This window comes from Amycolatopsis sp. NPDC003676 (genome assembly GCF_053587275.1).
This window is the reverse complement of record NZ_JBSFNS010000005.1, coordinates 85,643-108,761: the sequence shown is the minus strand read 5'-3', so window position 1 is coordinate 108,761 and position 23,119 is coordinate 85,643. Positions and strand designations below refer to the sequence as shown.

Genomic DNA, 23,119 nt, shown 5'->3' with positions numbered 1-23,119 from the left:
GGGCCCAATGTCTCGATTGGGTCGTCGCCGGTGGTGTCTTCGTCTTGGTCTTCGCCTTCGTCTGAAGAACGTTCCGCTTCTCCTGGATCCGTGGTTGGCGGGGCTGGGGACTCGCCGGTTTTTGGCGACGGTGGTTCGGGTGGGGTTTCGCCGCCTGGTTCCGGCGGGGCTTCGTCGGCGGTTGTCGGGGACGGCTGTTTTTCGCCGTTGGGCGGCGAGAGTGGCTTGGATGGTTCGGGTTCGTCTGGTGACGGTGCACCGAACGTTTCGCCGCCGAACGGCGAAAACTGCTCGGCGACTTCGCCATCGAGCGGCAATGGCGGCGCGCCCGACCTAACCCGTCCAGACAATGCAGCGGCAGGGGATTCGCCATTTCGGGGCAACGCGGTGCCTCGTCGCGGCGAACCACCGATCGGCGAGTCGCAGACCGACGACTCTGTTGGGCGTGAACTGAGTGGTTCCGGCGCTTGCGTCGTCTCGCCACTGGATGACCAAACCGCGCGCGAAGGGCCCGTTTCACCGCGGACCGGCGAATCCGAGAGCCAGCCAGGTGCGTTGCCGCTGAGCGGCGAATCCCAGGTCACGGCCGTTGCCGTTCAGCGGCGGCGGTCGTTGATGCCGTTGCTCCTCGGGCTGGGTGTCGCGTTGCTCGGGTCGATCGTCATCGCTGTCGGGATCGGGACGGTGGCGGTGCCGGTCACTCACACGTGGTCCTTTCTCCGCGCTGGGTTGTTCGGCGGGACGATCGGTCCGGACGAGGTCGGGCAGTACCGGATCATCTGGGACCTTAGGCTTCCTCGCGTTCTGTTGGCGGTGGTCGTCGGTGCTGGGTTGTCGACGGTCGGCGTCGCGATTCAAGCAATGGTGCGCAACGCACTCGCTGAGCCGTATGTGCTGGGAATTTCCTCTGGCGCATCCGTCGGGGCGACAGCGGTGACGTTGTTCGGAGTCTTCGCATCGCTTGGGATCTACGCCTTGTCGGTCGGGGCGTTTGTAGCTGCGCTCGCCGCGACCTTGATCGTCTATCTCGTCGCCCGTACGCGGCAAGGGCTTACGCCGCTGCGTCTGGTGCTCACCGGAACGACGCTGTCCTACGGGTTTTTCGCGATCACCACGGTGATTGTCTTCCAAGCGCCGAACGGCGAGGCCGCGCGATCGGCGTTGTTCTGGCTTCTCGGCAGTCTCGCCGGCGCGAACTGGGGCACGTTGCCGATCGCCGCGATCGTGGTGGTCGGCGGGGTGTTGTTGTTGCTGACGCTGGCCGGCCGGCTCAACGCGCTCGCCATGGGCGACGAAGCGGCAACGACCCTCGGCGTCGACGTCGGGAAGCTGCGGGTCCTCCTGTTCATTGTTTGCGCTGCCATGACTGGGGTTTTAGTCGCGGTGAGCGGAGCGATCGGATTTGTCGGGCTGATCCTTCCGCATCTGGTGCGGCTGGTCGTCGGTGCCGATCATCGCCGGGTGCTTGCGGTCGCCCCGCTTGCCGGTGCGGTTTTCCTGGTGTGGGTGGACGTTGCGGCGCGGGTGCTCGCCGCACCCGAGGAGTTGCCGATCGGGGTGCTTACCGCGGCGGTCGGGGTACCGGCCTTCCTGCTCTTGATGCGCCGTCGCGCATACGTGTTCGGGGGTGCGTGAATGGACCTCTCGCTCAACGGTGTCAGCGTGACCGCGGCCGGTCGCAAGCTGGTCGACGACGTGACCCTCGAAGCTCGGCGAGGCCAATTCGTCGGACTGCTCGGTCCGAACGGCAGCGGAAAGTCGACGACTCTGCGCGCCGTCTGCCAAGTGCTCAAGCCGTCGGCCGGCGCAGTCCTCGTCGACGGCCTGCCGGTGGACGGCATGGCACCGCGAAAGCGGGCACGCGCGATCGCCGCCGTAGCGCAGGAATCGCATGCGGAATTCGACTTCACCGTCGCCGAAGTGGTGGCGATGGGGCGAATGCCGCATCACGGTCTGCTGGACCGGATGAGCGCAGCCGACCATCGGTTGTGCGCCGCCGCGCTGGATCAAGTCGGCTTGGCGCACCTGGCCGATCGAGGCGTGCTCACCTTGTCCGGCGGCGAGCGGCAACGCGTGCTGATCGCGCGCGCACTCGCCCAGCAGCCACGGCTCCTGGTGCTCGACGAGCCGACCAACCACCTCGACATCCGGCACCAGCTCGAGGTCCTGGCGCTCGCTCGCGCCAGCGGGCCCACGGTGCTGGCCGCGCTCCACGACTTGAACCTGGCCGCGGCTGCGTGCGACATGGTGCACGTGCTCGACCACGGCCGCCTTGTCGCGAGCGGAACCCCGGCCGAGGTGCTCACGCCTGCTTTGCTTGCCGACGTGTTCGGGGTGCGCGGCCACGTGGTGCCGCATCCCGCTACGGGGCGTCCGCAGTTGTTGTTCGACCGGCTCGAGTCCCAGGAGGACAGTCATGCGTAGGACAGTCGCGTTGATCGTGACGGTCGCCCTCGTCGCCACCGGATGCGGCGCTCAAGTGTCCGAAGGGGACAGCGGAGCGTCTCCGGCCGGATTTCCCGTGACGGTGACCAACTGCGGTTCGTCGTTGACCGTGTCCAAACCTCCTTCTCGGGTCGTGACGAATGACATCGGCATCACCGAGCTGATGTTCGCGCTCGGCTTGGGTGACCGAATGGCTGGCTACGTGGTCGACAAAGGACAGTCCAGCGGGGTGGCATCGTCGCCCTGGAAAGCCGATTTCGCCAAGGTGCCCAAGCTCGCGGAGAAGATCAACCGTGAGGTGGTGCAGGGCGCGGGAGCGGACCTCGTGTTCGCGGGCTGGAACTACGGCTTCTCGGAAGCAACCGGGTTCACCCCGGATTCCCTCGGGAAGCTGGGCATCTCCAGCTACTTGCTCACTGAGGCGTGCCGCAACGGCAGCGGCAAGCAACGGGGCATCATGCGGCCGCTCGACGCGTTGTACACAGATGTGCGCAACTTGGGGAAAATGTTCGGAATCAGTGATCGTGCAGAACGTTTGATCGAAGAGTACCGCGCACGGGTCGCCGCTGTCACGAACGCGGTGCCGGCCGGACGGCCGAAACCGAAGGTCTTCCTCTACGACGACGGCCGTGACCAGCCATTCACCTCCGGGCGCAACGCGGGCCCGGACGAAATCATCACCAAATCGGGTGGTGCCAACATCTTCGCGGACCTCAACGACAGCTGGACGAGCGTCAGCTGGGAAGCCGTGATCCAGCGCGCGCCGGACGTCATCCTCATCAACGACTACGGCGGCGAGGTCGGCAGCGTGGCCGACAAGGAGAACTTCCTCCGCTCGCGTCCCGGCCTGCGCGACATCCCAGCGGTCAAGAAAGGACGCTTCTTCGCGCTGCCTTACGCAGCTTTGGTGGAGGGGCCGCGAAATGCGGCCGCGGTCGAAGAATTCGGTCGCTACCTGGCGAATCTGCCCGGCTGACGGCTCTCAGAAGGTGGGAAGCTTCGCCCGGCGCTTGGAAGCCGGGCGAAGCTGTGGCATGATGTCCGGCATGACCGCCCTCTCCATCATTATTGCCTTGCGCGCCGGATAGACGCTCCACAAGAGCTACCGGCGCGCAACCTCTCGCACCCATGCGGGAGGTTTTTTTGTTGCCTGGACCAGGTTCTGCCCCGCCACAAGGAGAACACCGTGACCCGCACGGAACCCGCCGGCACGCCGCTCGGCGATGCCTTCCACCTCTACGACACCACTTTGCGCGACGGTGCTCAGCGCGAAGGAATCACCTACTCCGTCACGGACAAACTGGCCGTTGCGCGGCTGTTGGACGAGCTGGGTGTCGGGTTCATCGAGGGCGGATGGCCGGGTGCGCTGCCGAAGGACACGGAGTTCTTTTCCCGTGCGGCAAAGGGAGAATTGCCGCTCAAACACGCTGCGCTCGTCGCGTTCGGATCCACCCGCAAGGCGGGAACGACGGCCGACAAAGACCCGCAGGTCCGGGCGCTTCTGGATTCGGAGGCGCCGGTCATCACCTTGGTGGCCAAATCGGACCTTCGGCACATCGAGCGCGCGCTGCGGGTCGACGTTGATGAGGCGTGCGCGATGGTGCGTGACACGGTCGCGTTCCTTGTCGGCGAAGGACGCCGAGTTTTCCTTGACGCGGAACACTTTTTCGACGGATATGCCTTCTCTCCCGAAACCTCGCTGCGGGTGCTCGACGCCGCGGCGCACGCCGGCGCGGATGTTCTCGTGCTGTGCGATACCAACGGCGGCCAGCTGCCGCTGGGTCTTGCCGAAACCGTAGGCGAGATCAAGGAAAAGACCGGATTCCGGCTTGGAATCCATTGTCAGGATGATACTTCCTGTGCCGTGGCGAACTCTGTCGCCGCGGTGCAGGCCGGCGCGACGCACGTGCAGTGCACCGCGAACGGCTACGGGGAACGGGCAGGCAATGCCGACCTGTTCGCCGTAGCGGGAAACCTCGTGACCAAGCTCGGAATGGAGGTCCTCCCGACCGGAGGCACCGCCGAGCTCACTCGCGTCTCCCATGCCTTGGCCGAAATCGCCAACCTCGCACCCGACACCCACCAGGCTTACGTCGGGTCGTCCGCTTTCGCCCACAAGGCGGGGCTGCACGCGAGCGCGATCAAGGTGGATCCGTTGTTGTACAACCACATCGATCCGTCTTCTGTCGGCAACGGCATGCGAGTACTGGTCACGGAGATGGCCGGCAGGGCCAGCCTCGAGCTCAAGGGACGTGAACTCGGGGTCGACCTTGCCGGCCGGCCTGACGCACTCACGAACGCGGTGCGGAAGGTGAAGGCGCTCGAGTCGGAAGGCTGGTCGTTCGAGGCAGCCGATGCCTCGCTGGGGCTGTTGCTGCGCCGCGAGGTCGAGGAGGTCTCCGGCGAGAAGTCGGATCCGCCGCCGTTCGAACTGGAGTCGTATCGGGTGGTGCTGGACCACCGGCCGGACGGCGAGGTGGTTTCCGAAGCGACGGTGAAGGTGCATGTCGCGGGGGAGCGGGTCATCGCGACCGCGGAAGGGAACGGCCCGGTGCACGCCCTCGACGCGGCGCTGCGCCAGGCGTTGACGCCGTATCTGTCCTGGTTGGACAGCATGGAGCTGGCCGATTACAAGGTGCGGATCCTGCCGTCGAACCCAGGTACGGACGCTGTCACGCGAGTGCTGCTCGAAACTAGTGACAGGGAACACGAATGGACGACGGTGGGGGTGCACGGCAGCATCGTCGAGGCGAGCTGGCTGGCGTTGTGTGATGCGTTGGTCCATAAGAGCCTGACAGTTGCGTCGGCGCGGGAGCAGTCGGTGCCTGAGCTGGGGGTTGCCGCTGTGGGCGGATGAGCCTTGCGGATGGGTCTCGTTGGGACGCTGCGCCTGGATTCCATCGTGTGGTGGGTATTGCGGCTCACATTTGGGTCTATGGACGACCGTTCGTGTTGGTGCTGCGGGGGAGTGGTCGTTCGAGCCGTCGATGCTTGCTGGGTGAAGGGTCCTTTCGCGCCATTTCGGGCACCGCCGGTTAGCCGGTGCGAGGGCCCCTTCGCGCGGAAACGAGCGAAGGGGACTGTCGCGCACGCTCGGGGTGCGCGACAGTCGGTGCGTATACGTAGACTGGCGTGGTGCGTCTAGCTCGTATTGCTCATCCCAGTGGTGTCGCGTTCGCTTCGATCGAGGGGGACGGCGACGACGCCCAGGTCCTCGAGATCGCGGAACATCCGTTCGGCCAGCCGAACTTCACCGGCAAGCGCTGGCCGCTCGCCGATGTGCGGCTGCTCGCGCCGATCCTGCCGTCGAAGGTGATCGCCGTCGGCCGGAACTACGCGAAGCACGCGGCGGAGCTCGGCAACGAGGTGCCGTCCGCGCCGATGCTGTTCATCAAGCCGTCCACGACGGTGGTCGGGCCGAACGCTCCGATCCGGCGTCCGTCGGACGTCGGCCGCGTCGACTTCGAGGGCGAACTGGCGGTCGTCATCGGACAGCCGGTCAAGAACGTGCCCGCGGCCCGCGCGGCCAGTGCGATCCTCGGTTACACGGTCGCCAACGACGTGAGCGCGCGCGACTTGCAGAAGTCTGACGGCCAGTGGGGCCGGGCGAAGGGGTTCGACACCTTCTGCCCGCTCGGTCCGTGGATCGACACGTCGATCGACCCGTCCGACCTGGCGCTCCGCAGCGAGGTCGACGGCGAGCTGAAGCAGAACGGCCGGACTTCGGATCTCGTGCACAAGGTGCCGGAGTTGGTGGAGTTCGTGTCGCGGGTGATGACGCTTCTGCCCGGCGACGTGATCCTCACCGGCACGCCGGAGGGAGTCGGTCCGATCGTCGACGGGCAGTCGGTGTCCATCACGATCGACGGCCTCGGGACCCTGACGAACCCGGTGCAGGACCTCTGAGCTGGCTGTCGCCGTTTTTGGGCGACAGTGGTTCGGCGGTGGTTTTGAGTGTTGCCGTTTAGTGGCGAATCCCTGGTCGGGGTTGGTTTTCTGGCCATCGGGGAGGGCTGGGCGGTGGCTCGGGCCGTTGCCGCTGAGCGGTGAGGGCTGGCGGTTCGTGCTGGGTAGGCGGTGTCGTTGCCGCTGAATGGCGAATGGTGCTCGACGCTCCGGTTGGGAGCGGTTGTCGCTGTCGTTCAGCGGCGAGAGGTGACTTGGTGCTCGCGTTCGTGAGCAGAAGGTGCTGTCGTCGCTGAGTGGCGAGAAGTGAGTTAGTGCTCGTGTAGGCGAGCGGTGGGAGCTTTTGCCGTTCAGTGGCGAGAAGCGAGTTGGTGCTCGCGTTGGTGAGCGATGGGCGCTGTTGCCGTTGAGTGGCGGTAAGCGACTTAGCGCTCGGGCGGTGGGCAGTCAGTGCTGTGGCCGGTGAGTGGCGAATGGTGGCTGGCGCTTGGGTTGGCGAGTGGTCGGCTCGCTGCGGTCGCTTAGCGGCGAATGGCGACTTGGGGCTCGGGGCTGGCGAGTGGACGCTCCTGTCGGTCGGTGGCGAGAGCGTCGTTGATGCTCAGTTGGCGAGTCGTCGGGGTTGTCGCCGTTTAGCGGCGAAACGGTGGCGGGTGCTCGCCGGGCTGGTGGTTGGTGCTGTTGCCGGTGGGTGGCGACGGCATCTGGGGGACACTTAGCTGCCGAGCGGTAGGAGCTGTTGCCGTTCAGTGGCGAGGGCGGTCGGCTGCTGAGCGAGCGGATCGCGGTTGCCGGTTGGTGGCGTGGGGGCCTCTGGCCGGGTGGGATCAGCACGTTGCCGGTCGCCACGACGGTGAACGAATCCGGCGAAGCGGCCGTCGGCGACGAAAGCTCGGCCGAGGGCGAAACGGGTTGCTGTTGTTAGGCCATGGCCCACCGGCGGGTGCGTGCCGGTGGGTGGCGGGTGGCAGGTCGCGAGGTAAGAGGCGTTGCCGGTTGGTGGCGAATCGGTTGTTGGGTTAGTGGTGTGCCGGTTCTGCTGGGCGGCGGGCGAAGGCTGGTGCGGATTCCCGGCGGATGCCTACGCCGATGAGGAATGCTGGGACGAGGGAGAGTTTCGGGAAGCGCCGGAGCAGTGTGATCAATTGAGGCGGGGGTCCGTCGGCGCGGCCGGTCATCACGGGGCCCATCACGCGGCGGTGGAGAAGGCGTTGCAGGCCCTGGACGGCGACGGTCGGCAGGAGACGACGGCTGCGGACGGCGGCGAGATCCTTTTCGGTCGGCCTGCCTCGGAGGAGCGGGTCGGCCAGCAGCCTCGCGGCGGCGACGGCGTCTTGCACTGCCAGGTTGATTCCGACGCCGCCTACCGGTGACATCGCGTGGGCCGCGTCGCCGATGCAGAGGAGGCCGTCTATGTGCCAGCGGTTCAGGCGGTTGAGGCGGACGTTGAGGACCTTGACGTCGTCCATGGACTTCAGTTCGTGCACGCGGTCGGCGAATTCCGGGCAGACCTCGATGACGTCGCGGCGGAAGCTTTCGATGCCTGCCTCGCCCAGGTCTTTGCCCTTCGGCGCGAGGTAGGCGATCTGGTAGTAACCCTTGCGTGGCAACGGCACCGCGAAGTGGCGCTTGCTCATCCTCGGCATCAACGTGGCTTCCCGCTCTTCGGCCTTGCGGGAAAGGCGGAACCACCAGGCGTCGAACGGGGTGTAGTACTCGCGCGGGGTGAGACCGGCCGAGCGGCGGGCCAATGACCAGCGGCCGTCGGCGGCGATGACCAGGTTGGCCGTCAGTTCGCCTTCGGTGCCGTCCGCGGTGCGGTAGCGGACGCCGGTGACCCGGCGGCCGGAGCGGAGGAGGCCGGTCATTTCGGTTTCCAGCCGCAGGGTGAAGGTCGGCTCCTTCTGCGCTGTTTCGGAGAGCAGGTCGAGGAAGTCCCATTGGGGGACCATCGCGACGTAGGGGCGGGAGACCTTCAGCAGCGACATGTCGGCGATGGTCAGCGGGTCGCCCTCGGGGGTCGGGAGTCCGACCGTGGTCACCTTCGTGTGGGGCAGGGCCTCGAACTTCTCGCCCAGGCCCAGTTCGTCCAGGAGCGCGAGGGTGGACGGATGGACCGTGTCGCCGCGGAAATCGCGGAGGAAGTCCGCGTGCTTCTCCAGCACTGTCACTTCGACGCCTGCTCGGGCCAGGAGCAAGCCCGCCACCATGCCGGCCGGTCCGCCGCCGACGATGACGCATCCCGTCTGTTCAGTCATCTTTCTCAGCTCCCCTCTTATTCATCGTTTGTTGAATAACTTGAGGATGCACCTGGGCGGACGGGGCGTCAAGTCGGCCGATGGGGTGTGTTCGTGGTCGCTGAGGGCCGGAAGGCGCGTTGGGGTGTCGTGGTCGAGGCGGGGCTGGCGAAGGCTTCAGCGGGGATGTGGCCGGGAGCCCTCAGGAGGAGGGATGTGGTGGTGGCAGTCGGGCGCGGTGGGTGGGGCGTGGGCGGCGACGTCGTGAGACGGAAGTGGGGGGAGGGCACCGCGGATGAGCGGAGAGGGATTGCGGAAGTGGGAAGTGCGGCTCGTTGGTGTCAGCAGGGGAGTTTCAGCAGGGGAGTTGATGTTGTCGTGCGAGGACCAGAATGTGGGGAGTTCGCGTAATGGTGTGTGGTTCGCGTATGTGGATCTCGAGAGAGCGATGGGGACTCTGCCGTCCGGGATGGAAAGAGTGGAGTGCCGATATTTTTCGGGAAAAGATTTCAGGCGGTTAGTTCGGCGGCGGAACCTATGCGTGGTTGTTGTTGCTTTGGCGGTCGGCAGGGTCCAGTCGGGAGGGTTCTGTGGCGGAAAAGGTTGGGGTGACAGGGTTTTCCGGCGGCAGGGCAGCGAGGGGCGGCGCGGGCGGCTGTGGAGGTCATTCGGAATTTGTAAGTTCTCGGGGGAGTGCGGAGTAACCGGCTTTCACCCGCTCGGCCCTCTGGGGCGGTGGTGAACGTCACCGGGCGGACACTTTGTGCACCGGCAGTAGAGCCGGTCAGCGGCAACGGCTCGGAGGTAATCACCTTTTTGGCCGCGTTGCGAACGCGGCGAGTGCCCTAGCCTCACGGGGTGGATTTCGCCCCGGCCGCTCTTGCGCGCGCTCGTACTGCCCCGCCGGCCGCTGCCGGCCGCGAACCGTGGGCGCCTCCTGAGCTGAGCCTGGTTTGCCTCGACATCGATGACACGTTGATCGATTGCACCGCGGCGATCCGCCGCACCTTGCACGCGCTTACCGGGCGCGACGACCTCTGGCCGTTGTGGGATTTGATCACCGAGGAGCACGTCGCGCTCGTTGTCGCCGGGAAGCTCGGCTACGACGTGATGCATCACCGGCGCACTGAGTGTTTCCTCGCCGAGTTGGGGATCTTCGGGGACTCCGCGCAAGTGAGCGCGTTCGAGGCGCGCCGGCGGGAGATTTTGGCGCGGTCCTGGCGGTTATTCGATGATGTTCTTCCCTGTCTTGAATGGCTGCGTGCTGCTGGGCTGCAGCTCGCTGCCGTGACGAACGCCTCAGGGGTTCATCAGCGGCAGAAAATCGCGGAACTCGGGCTCGCGCCGTTTTTCGACCATGTCGCGATCGCGGGCGAGGTCGGGGTCGCGAAACCCGATCCGGTGATGTTCCACTCGGTGTGCTTGGCGCTGGACTGCCCGCCGGAACGCACGGTGCACGTCGGGGACAAGCTCGACACCGACGCCATCGGCGCGTTCGGCGCCGGGCTCGGCGCGGTGTGGCTCGATCGCGACGGGACCAGTCGCACCGGCGAGCGCGCGCCCGAGGGAGTACACACGGTGACGGGCCTCGACGAGCTTCCTGAGCTGCTGGTTTCGGAGTACGCGACCGTCGGCGTGCCCGCCCCGAGGACGGCGGGGACCCCCGCTGCGACGGTCCGCGGCGGGATGTTCTAGTATTTCTTCTCGTGCGGCACTGACCTGGGCAACCGGGAAAGTACCTCACTGGGGTATGGTGTAATTGGCAGCACGACTGGTTCTGGTCCAGTTAGTCTAGGTTCGAGTCCTGGTACCCCAGCTGCAGAGAGGACCCCCTCTCGGAAGTGCGAAATCGCTTCTGGTAAGTTCTCTCTCGCAAGAAAAGCCCCGGAAACGGGGAAGTTCCTAAGCCCCCGTCGTCTAGCGGCCTAGGACGCCGGCCTCTCACGCCGGTAGCGTGGGTTCGAATCCCATCGGGGGTACAGCCAGCCCGGTTGATCTTTTTGATCAACCGGGTTTTGTTGTGTTTATGGGGAAATACCGGGGTTGGTGGGGCGGGCGGGGCTCGTGGGGATGAGGTCGGGTGCCCCGCGGGGTCTCGCTGTGTGACGCAGGTTGCGGTGTGCGGGCCACCGGGGAGTGGGCCTGGGCGTGGGCGGGGTTGCGGCGGGGCGGTGGGCGCTCGGCGGCTGGGGGACTACGGGCTGGCAAAGCCGGCTTGATGCTGCGGGCGGGCAAGGGTGCTTTGGGGCTGGGCTGGCAGAGGCGAGTTGCCCGCGAGCGCTGAGGGCAAGTGCCGTGAGCGGGAGCTGCGTGGCGGGCTTGGGGAGGTCGGAATTTCGTGCCAGCGCGGGGCGGGGGCTTTGGGGGATGAGGGGAGTTGTGCGCTCGTGCGGGGCGGCTGCGGGCCGAGACTGCGGCCCGCGCGGCAAGGGGAACCGTGGGCGGGCGGCTGGCACAAAGCGCTATAGGCAAGCGATGGCTGGGGGAGGCTGGCGGAAAGCGCTGTGGGCCAGCGATGACCGGGGCGGCGGGCGCAAAGCGCTATAGGCAAGCGATGACTGGGGGCGGCTGGCGCAAGCGCTGTAGGCCAGCGATGGCTGGGGACGGCGGGCGCAAAGCGCTGTGGGCCAGCAAAAGCCGAGAGTTGAAGGCGAGCGAAGGCCGTAGGAGCGGCGGGCCTGTGGGCAAGGAAGCCGCCGGCCGCGCGCAGGGAAGCCACCGGCGCGCAGGGAAGTCCGGCTCAATTCTCCTGTGCGCCGCCGAACATCGCGGCTGCGGAGCGGCCGTTGGTCTGGTTTTCCGTGACATATGGGCGGAGTTCGGCTTCGTACCGGGCGAAAGCCTCCGCGTGATCCGCGATCGCCAGATGACGGGCCAGCGAGCGCGCGCCGAGCAGGGCTTGGGAAGTGCCCATGCCTGCCGCGGGTGCGGCGCAGTATCCGGCGTCTCCCAGCAGGGCGATTCGGCCGGTCGACCAGCTGTCCAAATGCACCTGCGCATTCGAGCTGAAGTAGAAGTCCGAAGCTTCCGACATCGCCTCCAGCAACCGAGGGGTGTGCCAGGTGTCACCGGCGAAAGCGGTGCGCGTCGCGGCTTCCTGGTCGGCTCTGGGGAGGCGGTCTAGGGCTCCCGAAGGAGTTCCGAAGGACAGGCTCACGGTGAGACGGTCCGGATCCGCTGAGTTGAACAGGTACACCGCAGTGCCATTGAAGGCACGGAGGAGTCCGCTGTGGTCCAGGGCCAGGAAGTTGGGCATGGTGAAGCCCGCCCCGGAGAGGCCTAGGTGGTGCAGCGCCGCTGAGTGCGGGGCGAAGGCCAGTTGGCGGACTTTCGAGTACACGCCGTCGGCGCCGAAGACCAGGTCGTAGGGCTCCGCGGAGCCGTCGGTGAGTTCGGCGGTTACTGCGGCCTCAGTTTGCGTCAGCGACGTGATCGAGGTGCCGAAGCGGTACTCGACATGATCGACAGTCAGTTTGTACAGCAGCTCGTTCAGGACGTGTTTCGGGACCTCCAGCTCACCGGCGAAAGCTTCGGCGGGGAGCTGGTCTACCTGGGTGCCGTCGCGGTCGAGGATGGCGGTTCCGGTCATTTTCGTGTCGTGGCGGCGGACCGCGTCGAGGATGCCCAGTTCGGACAGGACATCGAAGGCGGCGCCGCGGAAATCCACGGCGTAGCCGGTGTGCCGGAGGGTGGGGGCGCGTTCGACGAGCGTCACGTGGTGGCCGGAGCGGGTGAGGAGTTCGGCGAGGGTCGTGCCGGCCACGCCGGCGCCGGAGATGAGGACGTTCATGAGGTGAACGTAGACCAGGTTTGTCCATTTGGTCAAACCATTTGGTCAAACCAAGCGGGCAAGCTAGGCTGCGCCCATGGGCAATCGCGAGGATCTGCTGGCCGGGGCGAAGCGGTGCTTGGTCGAGCGGGGCTGGGGCAACACGACGGTGCGCGACATCGCCGCCGCGGCGGGGGTCAGCCACGCGGCTATCGGGTATCACTTCGGGTCGCGGGACGCGTTGTTGACGCAGGCGCTCGTGGCCGCCGTTGACGAGCTCGGCGGCGAGGTGGCGGATTCGTCGTTCGACATGTCCGAGCAAGGGTTGAAGCGGATGATCGGCAGCTTCAGTGAGCATCGGGCGTTGTGGGTGGCTCAGCTGGAAGCGCTGGTGCAGGCGGAGCGGTCGCCGGATGTGCGCGAGCATCTCGTGCAGGGGCTGCGGGAGGCTCGCAAAGGCGGGGCGGTGCAGAGCGCGCTGGTGATCGGGCTGATGGTGCAGTGGCTGCTTGACCCGGAGGAAGCACCGTCGGCGAAAGAGGTGGCCGACGGGATTCGTGCGGTGGCGGCGGAAATTTAGACCCAGACCGCGTCGGCGGGATTTCCGGCCGGGGGTTCGCCGCCGGCCTCGGCGAACGCGGTCAGGGCGTCGACCAGGCCGCGGCGGGCGGATTCGGGCATTTTCTCCACGATGGCGGCGATTTCGCGACGCCGTCGATGGGTGACGACGCGGACGATTCGGTCGCCCTCCTGGGTGAGTTCGATGACGACCTCGCGCCGGGACGACGGATTGCCCAATCGGGCGACCAGCGCGACCGCGACCAGGCGGTCGATCATCCGGCTCGCGGTGGAAGGCGTGACGCTGAGATGCTCGGCGAGCGCGGCCTGTTTCAGCGGACCGCGGGAATGCAGCACCACCAGCAGCCGGAATTGCGGCACGGTGATGAGGTCGCCGGCCGAGGCGATCGACCGCGCGGACACGGCGACTAGCAGGCGGGACGCGGTGAGCACGGCTTCGGTGACCGCGTCGACGTCGTCGGTGCGGGCAGGAATCGGCGCGCGAGACATGCGACCAGTGTGCCGTATCCTGCGGCGGATTCCGCTCGATAACCGTGCTGGGCAACGAATCAGGGCGAATAGGGCCTCATCAACTGCCCCGCGCGGTTGAAAAAGAAACGACCCCGCCGTCCCGGAGAACGGGAGGCGGGGTCGTCCGGAGCTGGCTCAGAGACCGGCGAAAGCCTGGTCCACGAACTGCTTGTGCTGATCCGCCCACTGCTTCGCGGCGGTCTTTTCCTGGCCCTTCGGTGCCTTCTGGATCGCGTCCTCGAGCGAACCGAGGTCCGCGTCCGACATCTTCAGCTTCTTGGCCACGCCGGCGAGCGCCGGGAAGTCCTTGTCGAAGCCCTTGCGGCCCAGCGCGTGGATCTGCTCGCCCTTGCCCATGGCGCCCTTCGGGTCCTTGAGATCCTTGAGCTGGTAGCGCGAGTACGCCCAGTGCGGGTGCCACAGCGTCACGACGATCGGCTTCTTCGCCTTGATCGAGCTGTCGAGCGCGGCCAGCATCGCGGTGGTCGACGAGTTCTGCAGGGTCATCGCGCCGTCGAGGCCGTACTGCGGGATCGCGTCCTTCTGCACGATGCCGGTCTCGCCCGCGCTCGCCTCGATGCCGGTGATCTTGCCGCCGAACATGCTCGCCTTGTCCTTGAGGTCGGCGATGCTGTTGACGTCGTTCACGTAGTCCGGCACCGCGAGGTTGAGGGTCGCGTTGTCGTACCAGACGCCGAGGTCTTCGAGCTTGTCCTTGTACTGGTCCCAGTACTGCTTGTGCGTCGCGGGCAGCCACGAGTCGAGGAACAGGTCGACGTCGCCCTTCGCGAGGCCCGCGTAGATCGGGCCGACGTCGAGCATCTGTGTCTTGACCTTGTAGCCCTTCTCCTCCAGCACCGCCTGGTACAGGTTGGTGAGGGCGACGTCCTCGTCCCAGTTGATGTAGCCGATGGTGACGCTCTTGGCTTCCTGGCTGTTGCCCGACTGGGACTCCCGGCCGCCGCACGCCGCGGTGAGGCCGACCAGGGCCGTCACGGCGGCGCCCACGGCGAAGATCCGGCTGAGCCGTTTCGAAGTGCGCACTCGTTCGTCCTTTCTCGTTGCGGTGGAGGTGGATCAGGCCGCGTCGGCCCGGCGAAGGGCGCGGCCCACCGCGGAGCGCGCCCCCAGCGAGGAAGTGAGCCGGTCGAGATAGATGGCCAGCACGACAACGCCGAGACCGGCGTTGAAACCCAGGTCCAGCTTCAGGCTCGTGACCGCCGCGTACACCTCGGCGCCGAGCCCGGGCGCGCCGACCATGCCGGAGATCACGACCATCGACAGCGACAGCATGATGATCTGGTTGATGCCGGCCATGATCGACGGCATCGCGAGCGGGATCTGGATCTCCCGCAGGATCCGCCCCGGCGGAGAGCCGAACGCCTCGCCCGCCTCGACCATTTCCGGGTCGACCTGGCGGATGCCGAGTTCGGTCAGCCGCACGCCCGGCGGCAGCGAGAACACGACGGTCGCCACCACGCCCGGCACCGGGCCGATCGAGAAGAAGAAAATGACCGGGATCAGGTAGACGAACGCGGGCAGCGTCTGCATGAAGTCCAGTACCGGCTTCACGATCCGGCTCACCGTTTCGTTGCGCGCGGCCGCGATCCCGACCGGCACCGCGATCGCCACCGCGACCACGCCGGAAATCAGCACCTGCGACAGCGTCTGCATCGCGGACGGGAATTCGCGCAGGCTGTCGATGAGCGCGAACCCGATCGCCGAGCCGAGGCCGAACTTCCAGCCGCGCAGCCACCAGCCGAGCCCGGCGAACACCACGACCAGCACCGGCCACGGCAGCCAGGTCAGCCCCGAGGCGAGCCCGGTGACCGCGCCGTTGACGATCTTGTCGACGAAATCGAAGAACGGGCCGATGTTGCCCTGCAGCCAGTCGATGATCGCCTTGAACCAGGTGCCGACGGGAATCTGCGGCAGGTCGCCGACGAGGACGTTGTCAGACACGGGCGTTCACCTCCTGGTCGTCGTTTTCTCCTGTGCTCAGCGCGTTCAGCAGCGCCTCGCGGGTCACCATGCCGAGCAGCGCGCCGTCGGCGTCGACCACCGCGAGCGGCGCGGGCGCGGACGCGGCGTGGCCGAACAGGTCGGCCATCTGCGTTTCCGGGCCGGTGCGGGCGGCGGAACGGTCGACGATTCCGGCGATCGTTTCCGTGCCCTGGTCGGCGGCTTCGCTCACCGAGCGCCGGTCGACCGCGCCGGCGAACTTGCCGTCCTCGGTCACCAGCACGCCGGCGAGTTCGTTCCGGCGCATCGTTTCCAGCGCTTCGGCGGGCGTTGTCGCCGGGGTGAACGAGATTTCCGCGGGCTTCATCACGGCGGACGCGGTGAGCACCCGGGTGCGGTCGACGTCGCGCACGAACTTCGCGACGTAGTCGTCGGCCGGTTCGGTGAGCATTTCCTGCGCGGTCGACACCTGCACGATCCGGCCGTCGCGCATCATCGCGATCCGGTCGCCGAGGCGCATGGCCTCGTTGAGGTCGTGCGTGATGAACACGATCGTCTTGCCCAGCTGCCGCTGCAGCATCAGGAGCTGGTCCTGCATCTCCTTGCGGATCAACGGGTCCAGCGCGCTGAACGCCTCGTCCATCAGCAGGATCTCGGTGTCCGCGGCCAGCGCGCGGGCGAGGCCGACGCGCTGGCGCATCCCGCCGGAAAGCTGACCGGGCAACCGGTCCTCCCATCCGGTGAGCCCGACCATCTCCAGCGCTTCGGCGGTGCGTTCGCGCTGCCGCTCGCGCGGCGCGTTCTGCACGCTCAGCCCGTAGGCGACGTTCTCCGCGACCGTCCGGTGCGGGAACAGCGCGAAGTGCTGGAACACCATGCTCATCCGCCGCTGGCGCAGTTCGCGCACCTGCGCGGCGGACTTGTCGGTGAGGTCGATGTCGTCGACCAGGACCCGGCCGGAAGTGGCCGGGAGCAATCCGTTCAACGTGCGCAGCAGGGTCGACTTGCCCGAACCGGACAGCCCCATCACCACGAAAATTTCGCCGCGCTCCACGGTGAAGGAGGCGTCGATCACCGCCGCGGTCACGCCGGGCAGCTCCAATTCGGCGCGATCGGCGCCGTTCTCCAGCTTGCCGACCGCCTCTTCCGCCCGGCGGCCGAACACTTTGTACAGCTTCTCCACACGAACTATCGGCACAGTCGTCTCATGTTCTCGCATTCGGGGTCCTTTGCCGGGCGACATGATTGCATAGACCAACACTGATCGGAGCCGATCGCGCGACCGGTTCACCGATGACGGCCGGTTTTCGTGGCCCGGCACCCACTTTCGCCGACGCGGCGCGCCCGCCGCAGAGACACCGGTGCGGCGATCGGGAAAAGCCGGTGTGCGCTGGCGAAACCAGTCCGGATTCGTCTGTTCGCCCGACTGGATTACGCGTGGCCACAGTGTGTGGTTGTCACGTTCGCATAACAACCCGAAAGTCTGTTGTGGACCGTGCGTGGCCTGGGTGATCGCCGACACCTGACGGCCACGCAAGGTGGCGAACCGGGCACAGCAAGGAAACCCCGAAGACCGCTTCGCGCGGACGTTCGCAGTTGCTTGGGGGAACAGGTGATCGATCGGAGACGCGCGCGAGATGGCCGGTGTGATCAGGAAAACGCCGCGGCCTTCCCTCGATTTCCTTCGCGCTGCGCGGATGTGGTCCGGCGGGGACAATGCCCGCGGCCGGGACGGCGGAGGGGGCTCCAGGCCCGCTCATCGTACTCGGGATCCGGACGGGCAAGCGTGCCAACGGATCTTGAGAGCGGTCGCCGCAACGCTCTTCTGCCGCTTCGAAATCGGCGGCGCTCACGCGTGCGGGCGGCCGAGTCGGGCGACCCCGGCTGCCGGACAGTGCCTCCGGGGCGGGAAAAACGGGCAGAGATGCGACAAGCCCCGCCCGGGGAGAAGCCGGGCGGGGCTTGTCTTCAGGTTCCGGAAAGCCGGAGTTACTTCTTCTTCGCAGCCGAGGTGCGCTTGGCCGGAGCCTTCTTCGCGGTCGCCGTGGTCTTCTTGGCGGCCGGCTTGGCAGCGGCCTTCGCCCGCGTGGTGGTGGCCTTCGGAGCCGCCTTGGCCGCGGTGGCCTTGGTGGCGGTCGCCTTGGCGCGGGTGGTGGTGGCCTTCGCGGCGGTGGCCTTGGCGGGAGCCTTGGCCGCGGTGGCGCGGGTGCGGGTCGCGGCCGGCTTGGCGGCGGCGGCCTTGGCGCGAGTGGTGGTCGTCGCCGTGGCGCGGGTGGCGGTCGCCTTCGCGGTGCTGGCGGTCGCACGCTTCACGGCAGTCGCCTTCGGCAGCTTCTTCGAGCCGGAGATGACGTCCTTGAACGTGGTGCCCGCGCGGAACGCCGGAACGTTGGTCTTCTTGACCCGCACGGCTTCGCCGGTGCGCGGGTTGCGAGCGGTGCGGGCGGCACGCGCGCGCTTCTCGAAGACGCCGAAGCCGGTGATGGTGACCTTTTCGCCCTTGTGGACGGTGCGGATGATGATGTCGACGAGACCGTCGACGGCTTCCGCGGCTGCCTTCTTGTCGCCGATGCGCTCCGACAGAGCTTCGATCAGCTGGGCCTTGTTGGCCATTCCAGTTCCTCCAACCAGAACTTGTTTTATACGGCCATACAGGCCGAACGCAGTCATTATCACCCATAGACTTCGCAAGTCCAATCGGGACCTGCCTTTTTCGTTGCCGCGTCCGGATTGCCGACGGCCCTCCGAAGGCTCGCGGCTCCGGATTCTTTCACTGGCCGGAAGACCCGCGAGAGTGCTTGCGGCATCGGCAAAGTCGCATGTAGACACCCGCTGTCCTGCGGTTTTGTCTCTTCTTGAGGTTCTCCGGCGGGGTCGCGCGCGGCCGCCGCGACGACCCCCGAAGCGGCCGGACGGTCTACTGAGGACGATCGAAAACCGCGCGAAAAACGCTGTCCCCCACGGGCGTGGCGGGAGGCGCTCTGGGTTGGTGCGCGGCGTCAGGGGTTCCTCGAGCGGGTCGTCGGCGAGGCGGTCCGCTGCCGATCGGGTGCCGGGTTTGGGTCTCATCCGTTCGATCGGGTCCGGGGCCAAGGCCGCGCGGCGACTGCGCCGGGGGAATCGCGCACGGGGGGCGGAAACGTTCGCGGTGCCGGGTTCGGCGGCGGTTCGGGGTCGAGCCGCGGTGTGTTTCGCGCGGAGTGCGTTCGGCGTGTGCCGCGTCGGGGAGGGTTGCCGGTGCGCGAAAAGGTCGTCTCCCGCGGGTGCGGTGGAGAGGAGGCCGAGGGGTTGGGCTTGGCGGCAGAGGAGTTCTCGGAGTGCAGAGCCGGGCTGCTGATCCCGCGCCGGGTTTGGGTCTGATGCGTTCGTTTGGTCCGGAGACCAAGGCCGCGGCGGTGACTCTGCCGGGGGAATCGCGCACCGGGACGGAACGTTCGCGGCTCCGGGTGCTCGTTCGGCGGCGCACTGGGCGGAGAGGCGGCTGGGGATTGAAGCGGGGCGGCAGGGGCTTCCCGGGCGAGTCGGCTGGCTGCTGATCGCGCGCCGGGTTTGCGGCCGATGTGTTCGATCGGTTCGGAGACCGGCACGACCGCTGTGCCGAAGGGATCTCGCAACGGGGGAGGCGGAACGTTCGCGGTGCCCGGTTCTTGTTCGGCGACGCTTTAGGCCCAGGCGCGGTGTGCTTGGAGCGGCGTGCGTTCGCCGGAAGCCGCGTCGGGTGAAGATCGGCGGTACGAAAAAGGCCGCCTCCCGCCGGAGCGGCGGGGAGGCGGCCTGGGGTTGGCGCGTGGTGGGAGCGGGGCGTCAGAGGCGTTCCTGGAGAGCGTCGGCGGCGGCGAGGAGATCCGCGGCCCACCGCGCGCCGGGCTTGCGCCCTATACGTTCGATCGGCCCGGAGACCGACACCGCCGCCACGACCGTGCCGGAGGAATCGCGCACCGGGGCCGAAACGCTCGCGACGCCCGGCTCGCGTTCGGCGACGCTTTGGGCCCACCCGCGGCGGCGCACTTCGAGCAGAGTGCGTTCGCCGTAAACCGCGTCGGCGAGGATCGTCCGCTGCGTGTGCGGATCCGACCACGCGGCAAGGACCTTCGCGCCCGAGCCCGCCGTCATCGGCAGGCGCGAACCGATCGGAACCGTGTCGCGCAAACCGCTCGGCGGTTCCGCGGTCGAAACGCACACGCGCTGCACGCCGTCGCGCCGGTAAAGCTGAACGCTTTCGCCGGTGATGTCGCGAAGCTTCGGCAGCACCGAACTCGCCGCGTCGAGCAACGGGTCGGTCGAGCCGCCCGCGAGTTCGGCGAGCGCGGTGCCCGGCCGCCAGCGCCCGTCCGGCCCTCGCCGCAGCAGGCGATGCACTTCGAGCCCGACCGCGAGCCGGTGCGCGGTCGCGCGAGGAAGCCCGGTGCGCGTGCAGAGTTCCGCCAGCCCGCACGGGTCCTCGGCGACGGCCTGCAGCACGGCCACGGCTTTGTCCAGTACTCCGATACCGCTATGCTGTCCCACGACGCGATACTATCTTCCCGCACTGTGGGAAGTCCAGAATCTGGGAAAAACGAAACCCGGAGCCGCGGACAGCCGCGGCTGCCCCCTCCTCACCGGCACCGTCCGGGTTCCGTGCTCCCGGCCGATCCCGAGGAAGGAGCCGGAGATGACCAGCCCCACCGGCAAGGCTCGTACGCTGGCGGAGAAGGTGTGGGACAGCCACCTCGTGCGCCGAGGCGAAGGCGCCGAACCGGATCTGCTCTACATCGACCTCCACCTGGTGCACGAAGTGACCAGCCCGCAGGCGTTCGACGGACTGCGGCTGGCCGGGCGGCCGGTGCGCCGCCCCGACCTCACCATCGCCACCGAGGACCACAACGTCCCCACGGTGGACATCGACCTCCCGATCGCCGACCCGGTGTCCCGCACCCAGGTCGACACGCTTCGCCGCAACTGCAAGGAGTTCGGCGTCCGGCTGCACCCGATGGGCGACGCCGAACAGGGCATCGTGCACGTGATCGGACCGCAGCTCGGGCTGACCCAGCCCGGAACCACCGTGGTGTGCGGCGACAGTCACACCTCGACGCACGGCGCGTTCGGCGCGATGGCGTTCGGCATCGGCACTTCCGAGGTCGAGCACGTGCTCGCCACCCAGACGCTGCCGCTGCGGCCGTTCAAGACGATGGCGATCAACGTCGACGGCTCGCTGCAGCCGGGTGTCACGGCGAAGGACGTGATCCTCGCGGTGATCGCCAAAATCGGCACCGGCGGCGGTCAGGGCTACGTCCTGGAGTACCGCGGCAAGGCCATCGAAGAGCTGTCGATGGAAGCCCGGATGACCATCTGCAACATGTCGATCGAGGCGGGCGCGCGCGCCGGCATGATCGCGCCGGACGAAACGACCTTCGCCTACCTCAAGGGCCGTCCGCACGCGCCGAAGGGCGAGGACTGGGACGCCGCCGTCGCCGCCTGGCGCGAACTGCGCACCGACGAGGGCGCGGAATTCGACGCCGAAGTCCACCTCGACGCGGACCAGCTGACGCCGTTCGTGACGTGGGGCACCAACCCCGGACAGGGCCTGCCGCTGGGCGATTCCGTGCCGGACCCGGCCGCGATCCCCGACGAGAACGCGCGCTTCGCCGCCGAGAAGGCGCTGTCCTATATGGATCTGAAGCCGGGCACCCCGCTGCGCGAGATCGCCGTGGACACGGTCTTTCTCGGCTCCTGCACCAACGGCCGGATCGAGGACCTGCGCGCCGCGGCGGAGGTGCTGCGCGGGCGGAAGGTGGCCGATTCGGTCCGGATGCTCGTGGTGCCCGGTTCGATGCGGGTGCGCAAGACCGCCGAGGAGGAAGGCCTGGACAAGATCTTCTCCGAGGCGGGAGCCGAATGGCGGCAGGCGGGCTGCTCCATGTGTCTCGGGATGAACCCGGACCAGCTCGCCCCCGGCGAGCGCAGCGCGTCCACCTCCAACCGCAACTTCGAGGGACGGCAGGGCAAGGGCGGGCGCACGCACCTCGTCTCGCCGCTCGTGGCCGCCGCCACCGCCGTGCGCGGGACGCTGTCCTCGCCCGCCGACCTGCCCGCCTGACTTCCCGGAGAGGAGCTCCCACCATGGAACCGTTCACCCAGCACACCGGGATCGGGGTCCCGCTGCGCCGGTCCAACGTGGACACTGACCAGATCATCCCGGCCGTCTACCTCAAGCGCGTGACCCGCACCGGATTCGAGGACGGGCTGTTCGCCGCCTGGCGAGCCCAGGACGACTTCATCCTCAATCAGGAACCGTTCAAGAACGGCTCCGTGCTCGTCGCCGGACCGGACTTCGGGACCGGTTCGTCGCGCGAGCACGCCGTGTGGGCGTTGATGGACTACGGCTTCCGGGTCGTCATCTCGTCCCGGTTCGCCGACATCTTCCGCGGCAACTCCGGCAAGGGCGGCCTCGTCGCCGCGCAGTGCGAGCAGTCGGATGTCGAACTGCTCTGGAAGCTGCTGGAGAACGAGCCCGGCACCGAGGTGTCGGTGGACCTCGAAGCCAAGACCGTGCGGGCCAAGGACTTCACCGCGCCGTTCCAGATCGACGACTACGTCCGCTGGCGACTGCTCGAAGGACTCGACGACATCGCGCTGACTCTGCGCCACGCGGGGGACATCGACGCGTTCGAGTCCCAGCGGCCTTCGTGGAAGCCCGCGACGCTTCCCGCCGCGACCTCCTGACCCGCGCCGCCGGGGTGCGGATTCCCTGCTCGGAAAGGGAATCCGCCCCCGGCGGGCCCCCGCTTCGCCCACGCCAAACGGCACCTCCCAAGACCGGAAACGGGTCCTTCGGGAGGGCGGAACCGTTCCCGCCGCAAGGGAAAATTTCGCGTGCCGTTTGGAATTTGTGCTGTCTTGGTAATACCGTGTGCGTTAGCCGGCCGACCTGGCCGTGGACGAAGAGTTCTTCTTGGAGGGACTGGAATGGCCAACAAGGCCCAGCTGATCGAGGCGCTGTCGGAGCGTTTGGGCGACAAAAAGGTTGCTTCGGAGGCCGTCGACGGTCTCGTCGACATCATCATCCGGACGGTCAACAAGGGCGAGAAGGTGAACATCACCGGCTTCGGGGTGTTCGAGAAGCGCGCTCGGGCCGCCCGCACCGCGCGGAACCCGCGCACCGGCGAAACCGTGCGAGTGAAGAAGACGAACGTTCCGGCGTTCCGCGCGGGCACCACGTTCAAGGACGTGATTTCCGGTTCGAAGAAGCTGCCGAAGGCCACGGCGGCGAAGCGGGCCACCGGCACCACCGCGCGCGCCACCACCACTCGCGCCGCGTCGACGACCGCCACGCGCAGCACCCGTGCCACGGCGGCGAAGCCCGCTGCCACGCGCACCCGCGCCACCGCGGCCAAGGCTCCCGCCAAGGCCGCCGCGGCGAAGACGACGACGCGTGCGACGGCCGCGAAGTCGACCACCACGCGCGCCAAGGCGGCCCCGAAGGCCGCCACCACCACGCGGGCGAAGGCAGCCGCCAAGCCTGCCGCCAAGACCACTGCGGCAGCGAAGAAGACCACGGCCGCGGCCAAGAAGGCCCCGGCGAAGCGGACTTCGGCGGCCAAGAAGAAGTAGCCCGGTATTCGTTGCTTCGCGGCAGGGCCCCGACCTCGGGTGAGGTCGGGGCCCTGCCGCGTTTCCGGAGGCTTGTGGGGCTGGACGGGTGGACGGGTGGAAACGGTGTGGTGGGGCTGGG

General features: G+C 67.6%; 18 protein-coding genes and 2 tRNA genes. 12 read left to right on the top strand and 8 right to left on the bottom strand.

Translation table 11 applies throughout. The annotated features are described in order from the left end of the window. The first annotated feature begins 615 nt into the window (after window positions 1-615). The 5 genes from ACWDNU_RS04770 to ACWDNU_RS04750 all read left to right on the top strand — a co-directional run bounded on the left by ACWDNU_RS04770 (window position 616) and on the right by ACWDNU_RS04750 (window position 6,351). The gene (locus tag ACWDNU_RS04770) at window positions 616-1,635 is read left to right on the top strand and encodes a FecCD family ABC transporter permease (RefSeq protein WP_449667775.1); all 1,020 of its coding nucleotides are present in this window, start codon (window positions 616-618) and stop codon (window positions 1,633-1,635) included. Next, window positions 1,636-2,424, top strand: coding sequence for an ABC transporter ATP-binding protein (locus tag ACWDNU_RS04765; protein WP_449667774.1), 789 nt, complete (start codon window positions 1,636-1,638; stop codon window positions 2,422-2,424). Then, the gene (locus tag ACWDNU_RS04760; protein WP_370939643.1) at window positions 2,417-3,421 is read left to right on the top strand and encodes an ABC transporter substrate-binding protein; all 1,005 of its coding nucleotides are present in this window, start codon (window positions 2,417-2,419) and stop codon (window positions 3,419-3,421) included. The genes ACWDNU_RS04765 and ACWDNU_RS04760 overlap by 8 nt, the downstream gene beginning before the upstream one ends. Window positions 3,422-3,631: 210 nt before the next feature. Next, on the top strand, window positions 3,632-5,302 hold the full coding sequence (gene cimA, locus ACWDNU_RS04755) for a citramalate synthase (protein ID WP_449667773.1): 1,671 nt from the start codon (window positions 3,632-3,634) through the stop codon (window positions 5,300-5,302). A gap of 278 nt (window positions 5,303-5,580) precedes the next feature. Beyond that, complete coding sequence (locus tag ACWDNU_RS04750; protein ID WP_449667772.1) at window positions 5,581-6,351, top strand: fumarylacetoacetate hydrolase family protein; 771 nt, start codon at window positions 5,581-5,583, stop codon at window positions 6,349-6,351. A 1,019-nt stretch (window positions 6,352-7,370) separates the two neighbouring features. Here the strand turns inward: ACWDNU_RS04750 and ACWDNU_RS04745 are convergent. Continuing rightward, the gene (locus tag ACWDNU_RS04745; protein ID WP_449667771.1) at window positions 7,371-8,609 is read right to left on the bottom strand and encodes an FAD-dependent oxidoreductase; all 1,239 of its coding nucleotides are present in this window, start codon (window positions 8,607-8,609) and stop codon (window positions 7,371-7,373) included. 837 nt (window positions 8,610-9,446) lie between these two features. Between ACWDNU_RS04745 and ACWDNU_RS04740 the strand changes: the two genes are divergently transcribed. From ACWDNU_RS04740 to ACWDNU_RS04730, 3 genes are all read left to right on the top strand, one after another. Then, window positions 9,447-10,283, top strand: coding sequence for an HAD family hydrolase (locus ACWDNU_RS04740; RefSeq protein ID WP_449667770.1), 837 nt, complete (start codon window positions 9,447-9,449; stop codon window positions 10,281-10,283). Window positions 10,284-10,332: 49 nt separating this feature from the next. Continuing rightward, window positions 10,333-10,404: transfer RNA gene (locus tag ACWDNU_RS04735), tRNA-Gln, on the top strand. Window positions 10,405-10,494: 90 nt separating this feature from the next. Then, a tRNA-Glu gene (locus tag ACWDNU_RS04730) sits at window positions 10,495-10,567 on the top strand. A 761-nt stretch (window positions 10,568-11,328) separates the two neighbouring features. On the opposite strand, the gene ACWDNU_RS04725 is transcribed toward ACWDNU_RS04730, so the two are convergent. Next, complete coding sequence (locus ACWDNU_RS04725; protein WP_449667769.1) at window positions 11,329-12,378, bottom strand: FAD-dependent monooxygenase; 1,050 nt, start codon at window positions 12,376-12,378, stop codon at window positions 11,329-11,331. Window positions 12,379-12,454: 76 nt separating this feature from the next. Between ACWDNU_RS04725 and ACWDNU_RS04720 the strand changes: the two genes are divergently transcribed. Then, window positions 12,455-12,937: a TetR family transcriptional regulator gene (locus ACWDNU_RS04720; RefSeq protein ID WP_449667768.1), complete on the top strand. Its 483-nt coding sequence runs from the start codon at window positions 12,455-12,457 to the stop codon at window positions 12,935-12,937. Here the strand turns inward: ACWDNU_RS04720 and ACWDNU_RS04715 are convergent. The 6 genes from ACWDNU_RS04715 to ACWDNU_RS04690 form a co-directional block, all read right to left on the bottom strand. Next, window positions 12,934-13,425, bottom strand: coding sequence for a MarR family winged helix-turn-helix transcriptional regulator (locus ACWDNU_RS04715; protein ID WP_370939636.1), 492 nt, complete (start codon window positions 13,423-13,425; stop codon window positions 12,934-12,936). The genes ACWDNU_RS04720 and ACWDNU_RS04715 overlap by 4 nt on opposite strands. Before the next feature lie 156 nt (window positions 13,426-13,581). Further along, complete coding sequence (locus ACWDNU_RS04710) at window positions 13,582-14,490, bottom strand: glycine betaine ABC transporter substrate-binding protein (protein ID WP_370939635.1); 909 nt, start codon at window positions 14,488-14,490, stop codon at window positions 13,582-13,584. Between the two features lie 33 nt (window positions 14,491-14,523). Continuing rightward, window positions 14,524-15,408, bottom strand: coding sequence for an ABC transporter permease (locus tag ACWDNU_RS04705; protein ID WP_354739274.1), 885 nt, complete (start codon window positions 15,406-15,408; stop codon window positions 14,524-14,526). Beyond that, the gene (locus tag ACWDNU_RS04700) at window positions 15,401-16,627 is read right to left on the bottom strand and encodes a quaternary amine ABC transporter ATP-binding protein (RefSeq protein WP_449667767.1); all 1,227 of its coding nucleotides are present in this window, start codon (window positions 16,625-16,627) and stop codon (window positions 15,401-15,403) included. The genes ACWDNU_RS04705 and ACWDNU_RS04700 overlap by 8 nt, the downstream gene beginning before the upstream one ends. Window positions 16,628-17,397: 770 nt before the next feature. Beyond that, entirely contained in the window at window positions 17,398-18,021 is a 624-nt protein-coding gene (locus ACWDNU_RS04695; protein ID WP_116206583.1) for an HU family DNA-binding protein, read from the bottom strand. A 1,191-nt stretch (window positions 18,022-19,212) separates the two neighbouring features. Then, complete coding sequence (locus ACWDNU_RS04690) at window positions 19,213-19,914, bottom strand: IclR family transcriptional regulator (RefSeq protein WP_009074079.1); 702 nt, start codon at window positions 19,912-19,914, stop codon at window positions 19,213-19,215. A 145-nt stretch (window positions 19,915-20,059) separates the two neighbouring features. Between ACWDNU_RS04690 and leuC the strand changes: the two genes are divergently transcribed. From leuC to ACWDNU_RS04675, 3 genes are all read left to right on the top strand, one after another. Continuing rightward, complete coding sequence (gene leuC, locus ACWDNU_RS04685) at window positions 20,060-21,484, top strand: 3-isopropylmalate dehydratase large subunit (RefSeq protein ID WP_370939633.1); 1,425 nt, start codon at window positions 20,060-20,062, stop codon at window positions 21,482-21,484. A gap of 23 nt (window positions 21,485-21,507) precedes the next feature. Continuing rightward, complete coding sequence (leuD, locus tag ACWDNU_RS04680; protein ID WP_370939632.1) at window positions 21,508-22,110, top strand: 3-isopropylmalate dehydratase small subunit; 603 nt, start codon at window positions 21,508-21,510, stop codon at window positions 22,108-22,110. A 243-nt stretch (window positions 22,111-22,353) separates the two neighbouring features. Then, entirely contained in the window at window positions 22,354-22,998 is a 645-nt protein-coding gene (locus ACWDNU_RS04675) for an HU family DNA-binding protein (protein WP_370939631.1), read from the top strand. The last annotated feature ends 121 nt before the right edge of the window (window positions 22,999-23,119 follow it).